Origin of the sequence: Streptomyces yatensis (assembly GCF_018069625.1) — a bacterium.
GTDB classification, from domain to species: Bacteria; Actinomycetota; Actinomycetes; order Streptomycetales; family Streptomycetaceae; genus Streptomyces; species Streptomyces yatensis.
The window spans coordinates 1,264,624-1,282,388 of record NZ_CP072941.1; the positions used below are offsets into that span (position 1 = coordinate 1,264,624).

The 17,765-nt window shown below is 73.1% G+C and carries 16 protein-coding genes; 11 read left to right on the forward strand and 5 right to left on the reverse strand.

The window, feature by feature from the left end; genetic code table 11:
- Nucleotides 1–29 precede the first annotated feature (29 nt).
- A complete protein-coding gene (gene aroQ, locus J8403_RS04565) occupies nucleotides 30–503 on the forward strand; it encodes a type II 3-dehydroquinate dehydratase (RefSeq protein WP_211121985.1) in 474 nt (157 codons plus the stop codon).
- A 102-nt stretch (nucleotides 504–605) separates the two neighbouring features.
- Here aroQ and J8403_RS04570 read toward each other — a convergent pair whose 3' ends face one another.
- Nucleotides 606–1,391: a DeoR/GlpR family DNA-binding transcription regulator gene (locus J8403_RS04570; protein WP_211121986.1), complete on the reverse strand. Its 786-nt coding sequence runs from the start codon at nucleotides 1,389–1,391 to the stop codon at nucleotides 606–608.
- Nucleotides 1,392–1,517: 126 nt separating this feature from the next.
- On the opposite strand from J8403_RS04570, the gene J8403_RS04575 reads away from it, so the two are divergent.
- The 4 genes from J8403_RS04575 to J8403_RS04590 all read left to right on the forward strand — a co-directional run bounded on the left by J8403_RS04575 (nucleotide 1,518) and on the right by J8403_RS04590 (nucleotide 4,819).
- The gene (locus tag J8403_RS04575) at nucleotides 1,518–2,411 is read left to right on the forward strand and encodes an SIS domain-containing protein (protein ID WP_211121987.1); all 894 of its coding nucleotides are present in this window, start codon (nucleotides 1,518–1,520) and stop codon (nucleotides 2,409–2,411) included.
- A 79-nt stretch (nucleotides 2,412–2,490) separates the two neighbouring features.
- Nucleotides 2,491–3,330, forward strand: a complete 840-nt coding sequence (locus J8403_RS04580; RefSeq protein WP_211121988.1) for a class II fructose-bisphosphate aldolase — start codon at nucleotides 2,491–2,493, stop codon at nucleotides 3,328–3,330.
- A 157-nt stretch (nucleotides 3,331–3,487) separates the two neighbouring features.
- Nucleotides 3,488–4,189: a glycoside hydrolase family 75 protein gene (locus tag J8403_RS04585; protein ID WP_211121989.1), complete on the forward strand. Its 702-nt coding sequence runs from the start codon at nucleotides 3,488–3,490 to the stop codon at nucleotides 4,187–4,189.
- A 177-nt stretch (nucleotides 4,190–4,366) separates the two neighbouring features.
- Nucleotides 4,367–4,819, forward strand: coding sequence for an STAS domain-containing protein (locus tag J8403_RS04590; protein ID WP_211121990.1), 453 nt, complete (start codon nucleotides 4,367–4,369; stop codon nucleotides 4,817–4,819).
- Here the strand turns inward: J8403_RS04590 and J8403_RS04595 are convergent.
- From J8403_RS04595 to J8403_RS44280, 3 genes are all read right to left on the reverse strand, one after another.
- Entirely contained in the window at nucleotides 4,718–5,719 is a 1,002-nt protein-coding gene (locus J8403_RS04595; RefSeq protein WP_211121991.1) for a sigma-70 family RNA polymerase sigma factor, read from the reverse strand. The two genes, J8403_RS04590 and J8403_RS04595, sit on opposite strands and share 102 nt — an antisense overlap.
- Nucleotides 5,720–5,829: 110 nt before the next feature.
- Nucleotides 5,830–6,063, reverse strand: coding sequence for a DUF6296 family protein (locus tag J8403_RS04600; RefSeq protein WP_211121992.1), 234 nt, complete (start codon nucleotides 6,061–6,063; stop codon nucleotides 5,830–5,832).
- A gap of 92 nt (nucleotides 6,064–6,155) precedes the next feature.
- On the reverse strand, nucleotides 6,156–10,697 hold the full coding sequence (locus J8403_RS44280) for a cation-translocating P-type ATPase (protein ID WP_211121993.1): 4,542 nt from the start codon (nucleotides 10,695–10,697) through the stop codon (nucleotides 6,156–6,158).
- A gap of 92 nt (nucleotides 10,698–10,789) precedes the next feature.
- Here J8403_RS44280 and J8403_RS04610 point away from each other — a divergent pair, with 92 nt between their 5' ends.
- The 6 genes from J8403_RS04610 (at nucleotide 10,790) to J8403_RS04635 (ending at nucleotide 17,431) form a co-directional block, all read left to right on the forward strand.
- Nucleotides 10,790–11,500 (forward strand): hypothetical protein, encoded by a 711-nt coding sequence (locus tag J8403_RS04610; protein ID WP_211121994.1) that lies wholly within the window; start codon nucleotides 10,790–10,792, stop codon nucleotides 11,498–11,500.
- A 299-nt stretch (nucleotides 11,501–11,799) separates the two neighbouring features.
- Nucleotides 11,800–12,423 carry a helix-turn-helix transcriptional regulator gene (locus J8403_RS04615; protein WP_246585689.1) on the forward strand — a complete coding sequence of 208 codons (624 nt, stop codon included), beginning with the start codon at nucleotides 11,800–11,802 and terminating at the stop codon, nucleotides 12,421–12,423.
- Between the two features lie 145 nt (nucleotides 12,424–12,568).
- Nucleotides 12,569–13,345 (forward strand): hypothetical protein, encoded by a 777-nt coding sequence (locus tag J8403_RS04620; protein WP_211121995.1) that lies wholly within the window; start codon nucleotides 12,569–12,571, stop codon nucleotides 13,343–13,345.
- On the forward strand, nucleotides 13,342–14,115 hold the full coding sequence (gene cseB / locus J8403_RS04625; RefSeq protein WP_211121996.1) for a two-component system response regulator CseB: 774 nt from the start codon (nucleotides 13,342–13,344) through the stop codon (nucleotides 14,113–14,115). Before J8403_RS04620 ends, cseB begins: the two co-directional genes overlap by 4 nt.
- Nucleotide 14,116: 1 nt before the next feature.
- A complete protein-coding gene (locus tag J8403_RS04630) occupies nucleotides 14,117–15,385 on the forward strand; it encodes a sensor histidine kinase (RefSeq protein ID WP_211121997.1) in 1,269 nt (422 codons plus the stop codon).
- Between the two features lie 138 nt (nucleotides 15,386–15,523).
- Nucleotides 15,524–17,431: a transglycosylase domain-containing protein gene (locus tag J8403_RS04635; RefSeq protein WP_211121998.1), complete on the forward strand. Its 1,908-nt coding sequence runs from the start codon at nucleotides 15,524–15,526 to the stop codon at nucleotides 17,429–17,431.
- Here J8403_RS04635 and J8403_RS04640 read toward each other — a convergent pair.
- A complete protein-coding gene (locus J8403_RS04640; RefSeq protein WP_237516711.1) occupies nucleotides 17,418–17,765 on the reverse strand; it encodes a hypothetical protein in 348 nt (115 codons plus the stop codon). The genes J8403_RS04635 and J8403_RS04640 overlap by 14 nt on opposite strands.

The window sequence follows — 17,765 nt, forward strand, 5'->3', positions numbered from 1 at the left end:
ACCGACCGCCCAGGAAGGACCACCACGCCATGGCGACCACCCCCGTGCGCGACCGTTCCACGATCATGGTCCTGAACGGGCCGAATCTGAACCTCCTGGGCCGCCGGCAACCCGAGATCTACGGCACGGACACCCTGGCGGACATCGAGAAGCTGGTCGCCGTAACAGCCGCCCCGCACGGTCTGACGACCGACTGCCGGCAGAGCAACCACGAGGGGCAGCTGATCGACTGGGTCCATGAGGCGCGTGAGCACCACGCGGCGGTCATCATCAACCCCGCGGGCTACTCCCACACCTCCGTCGCGCTGCGCGACGCCCTGGCGACCTGCGACGGTCTGCCGATCGTGGAGGTGCACATCTCCAACATCCACCAGCGGGAGACGTTCCGGCACCACTCCTATGTCTCCGCGCTGGCCAACGGGGTGATCGCCGGATGCGGTGTGCAGGGCTACGCGTTCGCCGTCGAGCGCGTGGCCGCCCTGCTGGCCGCCGCCAAGGCGTAGCCGCCCGGCGCTTCGGGCGCGTCCGGCACTCCGGGCCCGTTCGGCACCTCGGGCGCGTCCGTCGCGTCAGGCCCGGCCGGCGCGTCAGGCCCGTCCGGCGTGTCAGGCCCTGATCACCTGGACACCGGCCTCGGTGTACGGAGCGACCAGCTCCGCACCGGCGCCGGTGTCCGTGATCAGCACATCGATCTCCTCCAGCGCGCAGATCCGGGCGAACGCCCGGCGGCCCAGCTTGGAGCTGTCCGCCACGACCACCACCCGGGCCGCCCGGCCCGCCATGAGGTGGTTGATGCTGGCCTCCCCCTCGTGGTGGGCGGTCGCGCCCTGGACCGTGTCCAGCGCGTCCACGCCGAGGATCGCCAGATCCAGCGACACCTGGCCCAGCACCCCGGTGGCCAGCGGCCCCATCAGCTCGAAGGACTGCGGACGGGCGACCCCGCCGGTGAGCACGATCTTGACCTGGGGGCGCACCGCCAGCTCACTGGCGATGTTCAGGGCGTTGGTGACGACCGTGACGGCCGGGCCGCCGCCCGGGGCGGACAGATCGCCGCGCAGGGAGATGGCACGGGCGACCTCGGTGGTGGTCGTCCCGCCGTTGAGCCCCACGATCGAGCCCGCTTCGGCCAGCCGGGCCGCGGCCGCGGCGATCCGCTGCTTCTCCGAGGCGCGCCGGGCGGTCTTGTAGCGCAGGGGAAGGTCGTACGAGAGGTTCTGCGCTACCGCGCCGCCCCGGGTACGGGTCAGCATCTGCTGCTGAGCGAGCTCATCCAGGTCGCGCCGGATGGTCGCGGCGGATACCGCCAGTTCGGCGGCCGCCTCCTCCACATCGATCCTGCCGTCCCTGGTCAGCAGATCCAGCAGGGCGTTCCAGCGCTCGGGCCGTTTCACGTCGATCACCCTACCCCGTGCACATCAGCTCTGGACTTTCATGCGTGATCCTGCGCATTATCTGCTCGTACGAAACAACTCCGCGCATGAAAAGTGCTCGGGTCACCGTGCGACGAGGGGAGTCCCATGAGCCACACCGAGGCCGAGATCGCGAGCCAGCCCGACTGCTGGCGGCGCGCCATCGCCCTGGCCCGGGATCCGGAGGGGCCCGTACCGGCGGCGCTGCCCCGGCCGGGTGAGCGGGTCGCCGTCGTCGGCTGCGGCACCTCGTGGTTCATCGCCCAGTCGTACGCCGCGCTGCGCGAGGCGGCGGGCCAGGGCGAGACGGACGCCTTCGCGGCGTCCGAGATGCCGGCCGGCCGCGCCTACGACCGGGTGGTGGCACTGTCCCGGTCCGGCAACACGACCGAGGTGCTGGAGCTGCTCGGCGCGGTCCGCGGCCGGGTGCCCACCACCGTCATCACGGCGGTCCCCGACTCACCGGTCGTGGGCGCCGCGGACGCCGCGGTCGTGCTCGACTTCGCCGATGAGCGGTCGGTGGTGCAGACCCGCTGGGCCACCAGCGAACTGGCCCTGCTCCGGGCCCACTTGGGCGCACCGCTGGAGCACCTGGAGGCGGACGGCGAGGCGGCGCTCGCCGAGCCGCTGCCCGGGGCGCTGGTGGAGGCCGGGCAGTTCACCTTCCTCGGGCGGGGCTGGACCTACGGAGTCGCCCAGGAGGCCGCGCTCAAGATGCGCGAGGCGGCGGGGGCGTGGACCGAGGCCTATCCGGCCAAGGAGTACCGGCATGGCCCGATCAGCGTGACCGGCCCGCGGAGCGTGGTGTGGTGGCTGGGCGAGGGGGCGTCGGACGTGGCGGACCAGGAGATCACCCGCACCGGCGGCCGGGTCGCCGGCTACGGCCGTGACCCGCTGGCCGAACTGGTGGTGGTGCAGCGGCTCGCGGTCGCGATCGCGGCGACGCGCGGGCTCAACCCCGACGAGCCCCGCCATCTCACCCGCTCGGTGATCCTCGGCTGAGCCGGGGCGAAGGAAACACGGGAACCGAACGAACACGGAAACGGCCGGAACACGGAAAACGGGCGGAAGGAGCCGGTAGATGCCACTGGTGGCGACCGGGGAGATCGTCGGGACGGCCGCACGCGCCGGGCTCGGCGCGGGTGCGTTCAATGTCATCCAGATCGAGCACGCCCAGGCGATCGTGGCCGGGGCGGAGGCGGCGGGCGCGCCGGTGATCCTGCAGATCAGCGAGAACGCGGTGCGGTATCACGGCGCCCTGGCCGCCATCGGCCGGGCGACCGTGGAGGTGGCCCGCGCGGCCCGGGTGCCGGTGGCCGTGCATCTGGACCACGCCACCGGGCCGGAGCTGGTGCGGGAGGCGGTGGACCTCGGGTTCGGCTCGGTGATGTTCGACGCCTCGGCCCTGGAGTACGACGGCAATGTGGCGGCCACCGCCGAGGTGACGGCCGACTGCCATGCCCACGGGGTGTGGGTGGAGGCCGAGTTGGGCGAGGTGGGCGGCAAGGACGGCGTCCACGCACCGGGCGCCAGGACCGATCCGGCCGAGGCCGCCGCGTATGTGGCGGCGACGGGCGTGGACGCGCTCGCGGTCGCGGTGGGCACCTCGCACGCCATGGTCGTCAAGGCCGCGGTGGTGGATCTGCCGCTGGTCGCGGCGCTGCGCGCGGCCGTGCCCGTACCGCTGGTGCTGCACGGCTCCTCCGGGGTGCCCGAGGCGGATCTGACCCGGGCCGTGGAGGCGGGGCTGACGAAGGTGAACATCGCCACCCATCTGAACGTGGCCTTCACCCGGGCGATCCGCGACCATCTCGCCGGAAACCCCGAGGTGGTCGACCCCCGCCGGTATGTGGCGGCCGCGCGTGACGCGGTGGCGCGGGAGGTGACCCGGCTGCTGAAGCTGGTGCGGGCCACGCACTGAGAGCCCCTGCCGGAAGGTGTTCCGAACGCCCCCGATCCGCGCTGCATCACGCATCGGCTTTCCCCGGGCGGGTGTACGGCGGATGTATTGACATGAGCTTATCAACTCGCCAGGATGCCGACGAGGTTAGGAAAGGTTCCTAACAAAGGGGTGTCCTATGCGCAAGCGTTTCGCTTTCGTACTCGCCGCGGCCGGACTGCTGGCCGGCTCCGTCACCGCCGGCGCCCATGCCACCACCCGGGGCCCCGCGCCGGCCCCCACGTCCACCAAGGAGGGCACGGTCACCGCGGCGCAGCTGCTCGCCAAGGTGCAGGGCTGTTCACAGATATCCAGCGGCAAATACCGCACCGACGACGAGACATCGGCCAACATCCCGGTCTGCGGTGCCAATGGGGCGGTCTTCTGGAAGGCCGACATGGACATCGACTGCGATGGCCAGGTGACCTCCCGGTGCAACGAGGACACCGACCCGTGGTTCCAGGACGACACCGCCTTCCACCAGTCGGACGGCAAGCCCCTCATCGCCGACAAGCTGCCGTATGTCGTGGTGCCGAGCCCGAGTTCCACCTGGGACTACACCAAGTCCGGCATCAAGGGCGGCGGTGTGGTGGCGGTCATCTACAACAACAAGGTGCAGTACGCGGTGGTGGGCGACACCGGGCCGACGAAGATCATCGGTGAGGCGTCCTACGCCACGGCCAACGCGCTCGGCATCGACCCCGACCCGGAGACCGGCGGCGCCGAATCGGGGGTGACGTACATCGTCTTCAAGAACTCCTCCGTCTCCCCCATCGAGAACCACGACAAGGCCGTGTCGGTCGGCGACGGTCTGGCGAAGCAGTTCATCCAGAACAACTGACCCCGCCACCCCGGCGGCGAACGGACTGTGGTGCACGGCCCCTGACGGCCGTGCACCACTGTTGTGCGTGCACGAAGCGTGCGGCATCGCGGGGCGACGGCCGGAGGGGGCGATAGCCGATGACTTTTCCTCAGCCGGGCGGTCTTCACCGATGAACACCACAACAGGAGGTGGACGTTGGTCCGTCCCGAGCCCGAGAAGCCGCCCACGCCGTCACCGCCCCCGCCGCCCCCGGCCGTGCTGGTCCTGGGCCGGCCGGTCACCCGCGCCGAGGTGGACCGGCTGTGCGAACGGCTGCCCGCGCTGGCGCGCGGGGCCGGACCGGGGCCGGTCACCGTGGACGTGGGCGGGGTGGGCCGGCCGGACCTGGCCGTGGTCGAGGCCCTGGCCCGGCTGCGGCTGACCGCCGGCCGGCTGGGGCGCGGGATCCAGCTCCGCAACGCCTGCGGCGAACTGCGGCGGCTGCTCGCCTGGACGGGGCTGGACGAGGCCCTGACGGCCCCCGCGGCGCCGGGTCACCCCCTGGCGTCAGGCCACGCCCTGGGGCTCGAGCCGGGTGGGAAGGCCGAACAGCGGGAAGAGGTGCTCGGTGTCCAGGAAGGAGTTGAGCCCGGTGATCCGGCCCCCTGATATCTCGAGGACCTGAAGCGCCCAGGCCTCATGGCCGCCGTCGGTGCCGCTCGGACGGTACTGGCCGAAGGCGGGCATGCCGTTGGCCACGGTAGGGACCAGACGCGAGCCGCGGCAGCCGATGCCATGGCCCAGCAGCCACTGGCGGATGTCCTCGTGGCCGCGCAGCCACAGCTCGTACGGCGGCATGGAGAGCGTGGCGTCCTCGTGCAGCAGGGCGGTGAGGGAGTCCAGGTCATAGCGCTCGAAGGCGTCCACATAGCGGGCCAGCAGGGCGCGCTGCTCCTCGTCCAGCGGCTTGACCGGGTCGGAGTCGCTGATCTCGCTCGCGGCGAGGGTGGCCCGGGCGCGCTGCAACGCGCTGTTGACGGACGCGACGGTGGTGCCCAGCAGCTCGGCGACCTCGCTCGCCTTCCACGCCAGCACCTCGCGCAGGATCAGCACCGCCCGCTGGCGGGGCGCCAGATGCTGCAGCGCGGCGATGAACGCGAGCCGCACCGCGTCCCGCTGGGCCGCCACCTCGGCGGGGTCTCCCCCGTCCGGCAGCACCTGGCCGTCCGGGACCGGCCCGATCCAGGTGGCCTCCGGCTGCTCGGCGAGCGCGGCCGGGAAGGGGGTGGCCGCGGAGGTCAGATCCATGGGCCGGGCCCGGCGCTTGCTCCCGTTGAGCATGTCCAGGCAGACATTGGTGGCGATGCGGTAGAGCCAGGACCGCAGAGCGGAGCGGCCCTCGAAGCGGTCCAGGCCCCGCCAGGCGCGCACCATGGTCTCCTGGACGGCGTCCTCGGCCTCGAAGGCCGAGCCCAGCATCCGATAGCAGTAACCGGTCAGCTGCGTGCGGTACGGCTCCAGCTGGAGCTCGACACCGGTCGCGCCGTCCACCGCCGCCACATCACTCATCGCCGCACCTCATCGCTCTTCGGACTCTCATGGGGCAAACGTAGCGGGCACCACTGACAACGGCGCCGACCTGCGGAGACGACAGACGCATCGGGCTCCGGACGGGTCATTCACGACACCGGGCGGGCGCTGACCGCGGCGGCGTGCACCTGATGGCCGCCGCTGGCGATCATCCGCACCTCGTCGCGGTCGCTGATCTCCGCCCGCACGATGCCGGTGTCGTCCGCGTAGACGGGGTGTCCGCCCGGACCGCTGCTGTCCGTGCGGTGCACCAGCACGACGTCCTCGGTGTCCGGGACGGTCGCATCCACGAAGATCAGCTCATACCTCTCTCGGCTCCGCATCACACCCTCCTCCACACCGACCCGCCCCCGTCATCTCAAACCGGGACATTCAACACTATCGCTCGGGCCGGGCGGCGCAAGAGGTTCGGTGGTCACCCCGATGCGGGCGTCACCTCCGCCCCGTCGGCGGCGTCCGCGCCCTCCGCCGCACCCTCCGCATCATCCGCTTGACCCGCTTGACCCGCTTCAAGGGGCGTTGCCTCCCGCCGCAGGAGCGGCGCCAGGATGGGTCCGAAGAGGGTGGCCGCGGTGATGGACCCCAGGGTGATGGCCCAGGCGACCGGGCCGAGCGGGGTGCAGTCGAAGAACTGGCTGACGCCCGGGGTCTGGATGATGGCGGCGAGCACCGCGGCGGAGCCCAGCCCGGCGACCAGGACGTGCCGGTCCAGGCCGCCCGTGGTCAGGGTCTGCGCCAGCTGGGTGCCCACCAGGGCGGCGAGCGCCACCGTACCGGCCCGGCGGCTTCTGCCGGTGATCCTCGCGCCGGTCCAGGCCATCCCGGCCCCGGCGGCCGTGATGACGCCCCGCAGCAGCATCTCCTTGGTCAGCGCCGCGCCCAGGGAGCGGCTGGGGCCCTCCTTGAGCAGCCGTTCGCCGGTGTGCCCGGTCGGCTCGCGCACCGCGATGGCGAGCGCGGGCGCGAGGTCGGTCAGCAGGTTGACCAGCATGATCTGACGGGCGCTCAGGGGTGTGGCGCCGGTCAGGGCGGAGGTGACCACGCTGAAGGTGACCTCGCCGAAGTTGCCGCCGATGAGGATGGCGAGGGCCGCGCGCACCGAGGCCCACATGGCGCGCCCCTCCATCAGGGCCGAGACGATCGTCTCCAGGCGGTCGTCGGTGACGACCAGGTCCGCCGCGGCGGTCGCGGCGGGGGTGCCGCGCCGCCCCAGGGCGATCCCCACGTCCGCGAGCCGGATCGCGGGGGCGTCGTTGGCGCCGTCCCCGGTCATCGCCACCACCCGGCCGAGGCGCTGATACGCCTGGACGATCCGGACCTTGTGGTGCGGGCTGCACCGGGCGATCACGTCCACCGTCGGCAGCAGCTCGTCCAGCTCCGCGTCGTCCATCTCGTCCAGCTCCGGACCGGTGCACACCTTGGGCTCGGGGAGGTCCATGATGGGCGCCGCGATGGCGTCCGCGGTGGCGGGGTGGTCACCGGTGAGCATCATGGTCTGCACACCCGACTCGCGCAGCCGCGCGAGGGCGGGGGCGGCGCTGGTGCGCACGGGGTCGGCGATGGCGATGAAGCCGAGGAAGTCCAGGTCCCGTACGGCGTCGTCGGTCAGCTCCTCGCCCTCCCGCATCCGCCGCTCGGCCACCGCCAGCACCCGGCGCCCGGCGCCGGCCAGCTCCTCCGCGGTCTCGCCCAGCTTCCTGATGGCCTCCGCGTCCAGTTCGGTGGCCTGGCCGGTGCCCGGGGTGCGCCGCCGGGCGACCCGCTCCAGGACGCCCTCGGGCGCGCCCTTGACGCTGAGCAGCGGGCCGTGCACGGTGCGCCCGGTGGTGGCGTGGTAGGCGCGGGAGGGTTCGAAGGGCAGCGCGTCGGTACGGCGCCAGCGGGGCGCTCCGCGCCGCACCCCGACCCCGGCCCGGCGCGCCCCGACGCTCACCGCGCGGTCGGTCTGGTGCGCCATGGGCTCGGCCTGGCGGGCCGGCGGGGTCGCGCGCAGGGCGGCGGCGAGCACCGCCTTACGGGGCGCGTCGAGCCGGTCGGCGGGGAGCGGGCCGCCGCTGTCGCTGACGGCCGCGAGCTGGAGGTTGCCCTCGGTGAGGGTTCCGGTCTTGTCGAAGCACAGCACGTCGGCGCGGCCGAGCGCCTCGATGGTGCGGGGGTTGCGGACCAGGGCGCCGAGGTCGGCCAGTCGGCGGGCGGCCGCCAGCTGGGCGGCGTTGACCAGGAACGGAAGCCCTTCGGGGACGGACGCGACGGCCAGGTTGACGGCGGAGGCGAGGTTCTCGGTGAGCGGGAGGCCGTGCAGCAGTCCGGCGCCGGCGACCGCGGCGGCGGAGCCGACCGCGATGGGCACGCTGGACCGGGTGAGCGAGGTCAGCCGCGCCTCGACCCCGGTGACGGGGGCGGCCTGGCGGGCGGTGGCCAGGCTCCGGCCGACCTCGGTGGCCGGTCCGGTGGCCACGACGACGGCCACTGCGCGTCCCGCGGAGACGGTGGTGCCCTCGTAGAGCATCGACCGGCGCTGGGTGATGTGCGCGCCGACGATCGGCGCCGGATCCTTGCTCACGGGGAGGGATTCGCCGGTCAGCGAGGACTCGTCGACCTCGAGCCCCTCGCCCTCCAGCAGCCGGCAGTCGGCGGGCACCACGTCCTCGGGGCCCAGCATGACGATGTCGCCGGGGACGAGGTCCCCGGCGGTCACGAGGCGTTCCGTACCGCCCCGGCGGACCCGGGCGCCGATCGCCGACCGGGCGAACAGCTCGGACAGCGCCCGCTCGGTCCTGACCCGCTGGAATCCGCCGACGAGGGCGGAGATGCCCGTGATGGCGGCCACCAGGGCGGCGTCGGTGCGCGAGCCCACGGCGGCGGCCAGGGCGGCTCCGGCGGCGAGGACCGGGGTCAGGGGGTTGGCCAGCTCCTCGATGAAGGCGGCGGGCAGGGTGGTGCGGGTGGGTTCGCCGCGGCGCGGCCCCAGCGCGGTGCGGGCGGTCGCCTCCTCGGGGGTGAGGCCGTCGGGGTCGGCGTCCAGGCGCTCCAGCACCCGGGGGACGGGCATCAGATGCCAGGGGGTGGTGGTCACCGGCGGGTCCATGGGGCGGGCGAGGAGCTGGCGCGCCCGCCAGTGGCCCAGGGCGAAGGCCAGGGTCCCCGCGGTGGTGCCCGCCGCGGCGGCGCGGGCGGTGGCCTGGTTCGGGGCCGTCTGGAGGGCGGCCACCGCGCCGACGGCGCTGCCGCCCGCCGACAGCAGGGCGCTCTCCCGGTCGACCCGCGCGGCCACCCCCACGGCGTCCACGATGAGCCCGGCCGACTCCAGGTCGGCGCCGACGAGCAGATGGGCGCCCCAGGCCGGGGGCTCGCCGTCGCGGTGCACGCCGACGCCGCAGTCGGCGGCTCCCAGGGCCCGGCGGTTGCCGGAGAGCAGCAGCACCACGGCGCCGTCGGCCTGCAGGGAGCGTACGGAGGCCACGAGGCGGCGGCCGGAGGGCACCACGGCGTCGGCGAAGGTGAAGCCCGTGGGATGCGGCCGGTCGGTGGCCAGGACGATGCGGGAGCCCGCCCGGCGGGCGGCGGCCGCCACGGCCTCGGCGCCCGGCACGGTCTGCGGGGCGAGGCCCACCACCGCCTGGAGCTTGTGTCCCCGGGCCAGGCCGAGCACCCGTTCGCTGCCCCTGCGGCGGAGCCGCGCGGCGGTCTGCTGCCCGGTGCGGCCCGTCAGCTCCAGCCGGTCCAGGGAGCCGAGTGCCCATCCGTTGTCGTGGCGGGTCTCCAGGGGCTCCTCGGGGTCGAAGAGGTCGAAGAGCCGCTCGGCGGTCCGCTCGGGGTCGGCGCCGCCGAGGAGTTCCAGGTCGATGGGCTCGTAGCGGTCGCCGCGCAGCGCCGCCTCGTCCAGCACCACGGTGTCGACCTGGCCCAGCCGCCGCAGACTGCTGCGGTCCATGGCGAGGACGCCGCGCAGGGCGAGAAACTGGCCGAGGCTGGTCGCGAACCCCTCCCGGCCGGCCCCCGGCGCCTTGGGCACGGACGAGTACGCGACCGCGAATCCGCGACGCGGACCGGCGAACGGGGACGCGAGGACGCCGGCCCCGGCCCCGGCGGCCATGGAGCGCTCCGCGAAGCGCTCCACGGTGTCCTTGGGGGGCTTTCCGGGCCGCTCGACCACGATGGGCTCGGCCACCACGTCCTGGGGGCCGTGCACCAGCTGTGGCTCCATCGCCGCCCAGGCCCGGCCCTCCGCCTCCGCCTCCCGCCACAGGGCCGCCCGCTGGACGAGGTCGAGCGCGAGCCCTCCGCCCCGGGTGGCCACGCCCTGGGTCAGCGCGGTCAGCACCGGCAGCGCCGCCTCGGTGGGCTGCCCGCGGGTGATGGCCAGGGTCAGCCGCCGCAGGCGGGGGTGGTTCTGGATGATGGACAGGGCCGCGGCCACCTCGGTCGGCAGTTTGAGCCACGGGGTGAGACGCAGGGCGGTGGCGACGCTCAGCCCCACGACGTCGGCCGCCACGACGGCCAGCGACTGGGCCTCCTTCCCCCCGCCGGAGGGATGGCACGGCTCGGGGGCCCACTCGTCGAACTCCTCGGTGGGCGCGACGGGCTCCTGGACCTCCGCGCGCTCGATCCGTGCGATCAGGTCCTGCTCGGACGGGGGCGGTTTGCCCACGGCCACCACGACCCGCTCGGAGGGCGCGTTGACCCGTGCCCACTGGACCCGCGGATGCTCCTCGAGGGCCCGTTCCACCCGGCGGGCCACCTGCTCGCCCCCGATGCCGTGCACCCCGCGGACCTCGATGTAGTACCGCCCCGGATAGGACCAGACCCCGCGCTGGGAGGGCCGGACCAGCCGCCCGACGGCTCCGGCGGCATCCCGCACACCCGCGGGCACACCGGCCTTGATGGGCGCGAGGAGCTGCAGGGGCGGCAGGGGCAGCAGCTGCAGGGGCGCCAGGGGCAGACGCAGCGGTGACATCGGGGGAACCTCCGCTCTCCGGGCGGCCTGCCCGGTTCATCCCTATTACCCTTAAATAGGAAGAAGATTCAATCCGTCATCACCGTGTGGACGTGAGACCAGTGACCACTCCCGCTACTTCACGCAAGCGCAGCCCCTCGACAGCCGCGAAGAAGACGGCACCGGGGCGCGGCGGCGGCAAGTCGACGAAGCCCCGGACCGCGGCAGCCACGTCGGCCACGTCGAAGTCTTCGCAGCCCAAGAAGGCGACGAAGGCGGCCAGGCCATCGAAGACCACGCAGCGACAGCGGACGGCGAAGGCCGCCAAGGGCGCCATGGAGACCTCGCGCAGCGACGGCAAGCGCAGCCTGACCCTCACGGTGCCCACGCTCGACACCGTGGGCCACGCGACGAAGGAGACGCTCGACACCGTCGGGCACGCCACCAGGGGCACCCTCGACACCGTGGGTCACGCCACCAGGGAGACCTTCGACACGGTCGGCCACGCCACCACCCGTGCGACCGGGGGCGCGGCCAGGGCGGCGCTGAAGCCGGTCGAGGTGGCCCGCCGGGTGCTGCCCGCCAAGGGCGGACTCCCGCTGTACGTGGGGCTCGGTGCGCTGGGTGCCGTGGAGGTCATCGAATGGCCGGTGGCCGTCGGCATCGGGGTAGGTTATGCGGTGCTGCGCAAGGGCGGCATCATGGCCCCGCCGGCCGAGAAGGGCACCGAAGGTCGCGACGAGGGCCGCGGCGAGGGCCGTGCGAAGAGCAGCCGCTCCAACAGCCGCGCCAAGACGCGCAAGTCGGCCAAGGCCGCGGCGTAGCGCTCCCACCAGCGGCTCCCGCCTCCCGCCGGTTCCGACCGCAAAGCGGGCAGAAAGCGGGCACAACTCTGTTGGAAACGGGCACCCCACAGTTGCCGTAGCGTTGGTATACACCAGGAAGCGGATCTAACACCCGTCACTGAATTCCCCCTGGGGTCCGGCGCATTGCGTGGCCCGCTGTGCGCCGACCCTCCGTCACCTGGGGGTTCACCCGAGACGGACTGACCACTCCGTCACGAACCGACTGAAAGCGGTGACTCCTCTTGGCCCTCCCCCACAGCGCTCAGAGTGCCCCTCGAGTGCCCGGACAGGCAGTGCCCGCCGCCGCCTCGCGGCACGCCACCGGAATGGCCACACTCGCCCCCGACCTCCATGTGGTGGCCGGGGACGAGGACTTCTGCCGACATTTCGGCGCATCCTCTGCTGAGTTGTGCGGCCGTAGCGTGTTCGACCTGCTGCACCCCAGCACCTCCCCCGTCCTGCGGGAACACTTCTCGCGACTGCACGACGGACGGCGCACCCGCTTCACCGAGCGCGTCCTCGGCTGCCACGCACGCGGCCAGGTGTTCTCGGGCAAACTGACCGGCACCGCCATCCAGGGCCGGTCCGACCGGCTCTCGGCCATCGTCGTGATGGTCAAGCCGGATGACGAACGACACGAGGAGGCACCCGCCGCCACCGGCCAGAAGCTGCTCTCGCCGCTGGAGGCCCGGATACTCGAGGGAGTGGCCACCGGCGCGTCGACCGTGCAGATGGCCGCCAAGCTCTACCTGAGCAGACAGGGCGTCGAATACCACGTGGGATCGATGCTGCGGAAGATGAAGGCACCCAACCGGGCCGCCTTGGTCTCGCGCGCCTACGCGGCGGGCATGCTGACCGTGGGCACCTGGCCGGCCCGGGTGCGTCCGGAATTCATCAAATGAGACCGATCATGTGACACCACGTCACTCGGACAGGCCCGGGGCGGCACCGCCCCGGGCCTGTCGGCTTCGGCCGCCCCGCCCCTACCGGCGGGTACTCACGGGCCCGGCGTGGGACGCGTCCGCCGCTCAGTAGTCTGGGACGGCCATGCGTTCACTCCCCCACGCGTCGCGCACCGCGCGGCAACGCCCCCGCCCCCGGCTCCCACGCGGCCTCCCGTCCGCCGTGGCGGCCGCGTGCGCCATCGTCACCGCCGCTGGGTGCGCGGCCCAGTCCGGGGTGCGGGACGACGGCGCCGCGCCCTCGCTGTCGGCACCGGCCAGCGCGGTTCCGCTGTGGCCCCGGTACACTCCCTCGGCCTCATCGTCGCCCCGTCAGAAGCCGGACTTCGACCGCTATCTGCCCGTGAGCAGACTCCGGCTGCCCTCGGGCGGACTGACCGCCGTCTCCGCGCAGACCCTGCTGCTCAACGACCCCAATGTGCCGGCGCTGGTGCAGAAGGAGATCTCCGTGTGCCCGGGCAGTGGCGACTGTCCGCTGCGGGATGCCGTCCATCGCGATCTGACCGGCGACGGCGAGGACGAACAGGTGGTGGCGGTGGATCTGCCGAGACTCGACCGGACGCTGCTTCAGGTCTACACGGCCTCGGGCCGCACGGTCCGCCCCGTGCTGATCTACTGGGGCCCGCCGGGGCTCACCGGCGAAACCTTCGGCCGCGACCTGCTGATCAGCGCGACCGGCGAGGACGGCCGGGTCACCACGCGCTTCCGCTGGAACGGCCGCGTCATGGCGGCCGTGACACCCGAGGGCGGCGCGGGCGCCCGGGCGGCCGAGCCGGGGGCCGGCCCCGAGGCCGTACCGGAACCACTGCCGTCCGGCACGGCGACCCCGCGCCCCTTCGCGGAGAAGAGGGCGACGCGATGACCACCGGCTTCCTCCCGCCCGGCCCCGGCCCGGGCACCGGCTCCCCGACCGAGGCACATCTGCTGCTCGTCGAGGACGACGAGGTGATCCGCAATACGGTACGGATGGCCCTGGAGCGCTACGGCTTCACGGTGTCCACCGCGGGCGACGGTCTCACCGGGCTGGAGATCTTCCGTGAGAAGCAGCCCGATCTGCTCCTCCTGGATGTGATGCTGCCCGAGCTGGACGGCATCGGACTGTGCCGCAGGGTCCGCGAGTTCAGCCTGGCGCCGATCCTGATGATGTCCGCGCGCGGGGACGCCCTCGACGTCGTCTCCGGTCTCGAAGCGGGTGCCGACGACTATGTGATCAAGCCGTGCGAGAGCGCGGTCCTGGTGGCCCGTATCCGCTCGCTGCTGCGCCGCGCCTCCTTCGCCCCCGCGGCCCGCGCCCCGCAGGCCGAGACGCGCGACGGGGCCGCGGAGCCGGACGGCGCGGCCGGGCCGGACACCCTCGTCTTCGGTGACCTGACCATCGACACCCTCGGCATGGAGGTGCGCCGCGCGGGAGAGCCGCTCGCCCTGACCCCCACCGAACTGCGGATGCTGCTGGAGTTCGCCGGCTCGCCCGGTGTGGTGCTGGAGCGCCGTACGCTGCTCAGCCGGGTCTGGGACCACGCGTGGCAGGGCGACACCCGGGTGGTCGACCTCCATGTGCAGCGGCTGCGGGCGAAGATAGGCGCCGAACGGATCGAGACGGTCCGCGGCTTCGGCTACAAGCTGCGGCGCTGATATGACGCTGAGATGGCGGATCGTGGCCCTGGTGGCGGCCGCGACCTGTGCCGCCGCGGCCGCGGTCGGGGTGCTGGTGCACCACGCCTCACGCGACCGCGAGCTGTCCCAGGCGCGCGACGGGGCGCGGACCACGCTCGACCGTGCCGCGCTCAGCTACGCCCGCACCGGCGGCGTCCAGGGCTCCGGTGCGGTGATGGACGCGCCCGGGCTGCCTCAGGGGCTGCGGCAGCTGGTGAAGAAGGGCCATCAGGGCACCGAGTTCACCACCGGCCCGGACGGGCCCGCGATGTGGGCGGCCCGGCCCGCCGACGGCCAGATCCTGTCCGTACGCGTCGACATGAGCACCGCGATGCGCGACATCGGCGCGCTGGACACCAACATCATCCTGGCCGGGCTGATGACCACCGCCGTGGTGCTGCCGCTGGGCGTGCTGACCGCCGAGCGGATGAGCCGGCGGCTGCGGCTCGCGGCGGCCACCGCGCGGCGGATCGCGGCCGGGGACCTGGACGCCCGGATCTCCGCCGCCGCCCGCCCGCACGACGAGATCGCCGAGATCTCCGGGGCCGTGGACTCGATGGCCGCCGCGCTGCAGGAGCGACTGCTCGACGAGCAGCGGTTCACCGCCGATGTGGCGCATGAGCTGCGCACCCCGCTGATGGGCCTGGTCACCGCCGCCGAGCTGCTCCCGCCCGGGGAGGCGGCCGGGTATGTGCGCGACCGGGTGCGGGTGTTGAGCACACTGGTCGAGGATCTGCTGGAGATCTCCCGGCTGGACGCGGGCGCCGAGGAGGCCGATCTGTCGCCCTGCCCCCTGGGGCCCGTACTCGACGAGGCCATCGCCGGCACCGGGCTGACGGCACAGCTGCGCACCGACGGGGCGGGGGACGGCGAGCCGCAGGAGCCCGCGGACGGCCCGAAGGTGTGGACCGACCCCCGCCGGCTGACCCGGATCGTCACCAATCTCGTGGTCAATGCCCATCGCCACGGCCGCGAACCGGTCGAGGTGACGGTGGCGGCGGACGGCCGGACCGTGACCGTCCGCGACCATGGCACCGGCTATCCGGACGATCTGCTGGAGAAGGGCCCGCAGCGGTTCCGCACCGGGGTCCGGGAGCGGGGCCGGGGCCACGGTCTCGGGCTGACCATCGCGGCGGGACAGGCCCAGGTCATCGGCGCCACGCTGCGGTTCGGCAACGCACCGGACGGCGGCGCGGTCGCCACGCTGCGCCTGCCCGAGCGGCCCGAGCCCGGACCGATACACGGCTGATACATCGTCGAGCGGAAGTCGAGAAGCGGCCGAGCCCCGGCCGAGATCGCCCGTTGCCGTTCCGAAGATCTTCGCTGAGGAGGATGGCGCCGACCCCCGCGAATCCTCGCGGCCGGGATCGACAGAGGAGCAATCGGCATGGCAGGTCCCCTCACGGCACTACGCGAACGGTTCACCCCGGACTCGGAGCAGGCGCCGCGGGAGACCAGACCCCCTGGCCGACAGCGCGGCGCGAGGAGACGCGGAAGGCCGAGGCGGACCGGCATCCGGAGGTTCTTCACCTGGCGGAAGCTGATCGCCTATGTGGCCGGCCTGTGCGCCCTGCTGATCGGGGCGTTCACCGTGCTCTACTACTCCATCGACGTTCCCAAGGCCAACGCCCAGGCGAAGGCGCAGAGCAACGTCTACAAGTTCAGCGACGGCACGATCCTCGCCCGCACCGGCGAGATCAACCGCGAGATGGTCACCCTCGACCGGATCCCCACGGGCGTGCAGCACGCGTTCGTCGCGGCGGAGAACAAGTCCTTCTACAAGGACTCGGGCGTGGACCCGATGGGCATTCTGCGCGGGCTGGTCAACACCGTGGCCGGCAAGGGCACCCAGGGCGGTTCGACCATCACCCAGCAGTACGTCAAGAACTACTACCTGAGCCAGGAGCAGACCGCCAGCCGCAAGATCAAGGAGCTGGTGATCTCGCTCAAGGTCGACCAGCGCAACTCCAAGGAGGACATCCTCGCGGGGTATCTGAACACCAGCTACTTCGGCCGCGTGGCCTACGGCATCCAGGCCGCCGCCCGCGCCTACTACGACAAGGACGTCGACGACCTCACGGTCGAGCAGGGCGCGTATCTGGCGGCGCTGGTGCAGGCCCCCAGCCAGTACGACTGGGCCGTCGCGAGCCCGAAGGCCAAGCGGCTGGTCACCCGGCGCTGGAACTACGTGCTGGACAACATGGTCGACATGCACTGGCTGGACCCCGCGCAGCGGGGGCGCATGCGCTTCCCCGTGCCGGTCGACCCCGAGCCCGCCCCCGGTCTCGGCGGCCAGGCCGGCTATCTCGTGGACGCGGCCCGCAATGAGCTGATCGCCTCGGGCGTCAGCGAGCAGGAACTCGCCGCGGGCGGCTGGACCATCACCCTCAACGTCGACCCGGCCAAGCAGCGGGCGCTGGAGAAGACGATGCGGCAGGGGCTCGACGGCACCGCCAAGGGGAAGCCCCGGGCGGCCGGTTCCGCCGAGGAGAAGCGGGCCCGTGCGGACGCCGCCGCCACCCAGGGCGGCGCGGTCTCGGTGGACCCGAGGAACGGGCGGATCCTCGCGCTCTACGGCGGCCGGGACTACACCCGGCACTATCTGTCCAACGCGACCCGCGGCGACTACCAGGTGGGCTCCGCCTTCCAGCCGGTCACCGATGCCGCCTTCATGGACGCCAAGATACGCAACGGACCCACCGCCGGCGGACTGCCGGAGATCAAGCGCACCGCCCGGGCCCTCGGCATGGACACCGACGGCGGCTTCGGCACCAAGGAGTCCGTCGGGCTGGGGCTGATGGGGTCGAGCCCGCTGAAGATGGCCGGTGTCTACGCCTCGTTCGACCACCAGGGCAAGCGGGTCACCCCGACCATCGTGAAGTCCGCACGGCGCGGCGACGAGAGCGCCGGGCCGCCGAAGGCGGTGGGCGATCAGGCGATCGCCCCCGCGGCGGCCCAGCAGATCACCCGGAGCCTCATCATGGACGGCGGCAAGGTCGCGGTACGCGCCGTCAAGCGGCCCTCGGCGGGCAAGGGCGGGGTCTCCGACGACAAGAGGGCGGCCTGGTACGTCGGTTACACCCCGGACCTGGTCACCGCGGTCGCCCTCTTCGGCGAGGACGCCGAGACGCGCAAGCAGATTCCGCTGAAGAACGCCAGTGCCCAGCGGGTCGCCGACCTCTGGAGCGACTACACCGACCAGGCCCTGCGCCATACGCCCGCGGCCTGGTTCGACTTCGGCGCCGAATCCGGGGCGATTCCGAACCCGGCCCAGACGGGGCCTACCGGACGGTGAGGGCCGCGGCGAAGCCGCCGGCGAGGGTCGCGGCCCCGAGGAGGCAGACCAGGAGCAGCCGGCGCCGCAGCGTGCGGTAGACCTCCTGGTACTCCGCCCGCAGCTCCTCACAGCGCCGTACCACCTTGCGCAGGGTCTGCTCGGTGACGGCCAGCTGGTCCTGGAGGTAGAGCCGCTCGACCTCCGCCCGCTGGGCGGAGGTCAGCCAGTCGAGCCGCGCGGTGAGGCGGCGGGCCCGCTCCCGGGCCGCGTCCCGCTCCGTCTGCAGCAGCAGATAGCCCTCGATCTGGTTGATTCCGGCGGCGACACCGGGGGGCTCGGCGGCTCTGGCCAT

Excerpts from the sequence above, each read along its gene's own strand:
- J8403_RS04595 (WP_211121991.1), bottom strand. The coding sequence starts at position 5,719 with ATGAGTGATGTGGCGGCGGTGGACGGCGCGACCGGTGTCGAGCTCCAG.
- J8403_RS04585 (WP_211121989.1), top strand. The coding sequence starts at position 3,488 with ATGCGCAAGCGTTTCGCTTTCGTACTCGCCGCGGCCGGACTGCTGGCC.
- cseB (WP_211121996.1), top strand. The coding sequence starts at position 13,342 with ATGACCACCGGCTTCCTCCCGCCCGGCCCCGGCCCGGGCACCGGCTCC.
- aroQ (WP_211121985.1), top strand. The coding sequence starts at position 30 with ATGGCGACCACCCCCGTGCGCGACCGTTCCACGATCATGGTCCTGAAC.
- J8403_RS04630 (WP_211121997.1), top strand. The coding sequence starts at position 14,117 with ATGACGCTGAGATGGCGGATCGTGGCCCTGGTGGCGGCCGCGACCTGT.
- J8403_RS04580 (WP_211121988.1), top strand. The coding sequence starts at position 2,491 with ATGCCACTGGTGGCGACCGGGGAGATCGTCGGGACGGCCGCACGCGCC.
- J8403_RS04620 (WP_211121995.1), top strand. The coding sequence starts at position 12,569 with ATGCGTTCACTCCCCCACGCGTCGCGCACCGCGCGGCAACGCCCCCGC.
- J8403_RS04635 (WP_211121998.1), top strand. The coding sequence starts at position 15,524 with ATGGCAGGTCCCCTCACGGCACTACGCGAACGGTTCACCCCGGACTCG.
- J8403_RS04640 (WP_237516711.1), bottom strand. The coding sequence starts at position 17,765 with ATGGCCAGAGCCGCCGAGCCCCCCGGTGTCGCCGCCGGAATCAACCAG.
- J8403_RS04575 (WP_211121987.1), top strand. The coding sequence starts at position 1,518 with ATGAGCCACACCGAGGCCGAGATCGCGAGCCAGCCCGACTGCTGGCGG.
- J8403_RS04600 (WP_211121992.1), bottom strand. The coding sequence starts at position 6,063 with ATGCGGAGCCGAGAGAGGTATGAGCTGATCTTCGTGGATGCGACCGTC.
- J8403_RS44280 (WP_211121993.1), bottom strand. The coding sequence starts at position 10,697 with ATGTCACCGCTGCGTCTGCCCCTGGCGCCCCTGCAGCTGCTGCCCCTG.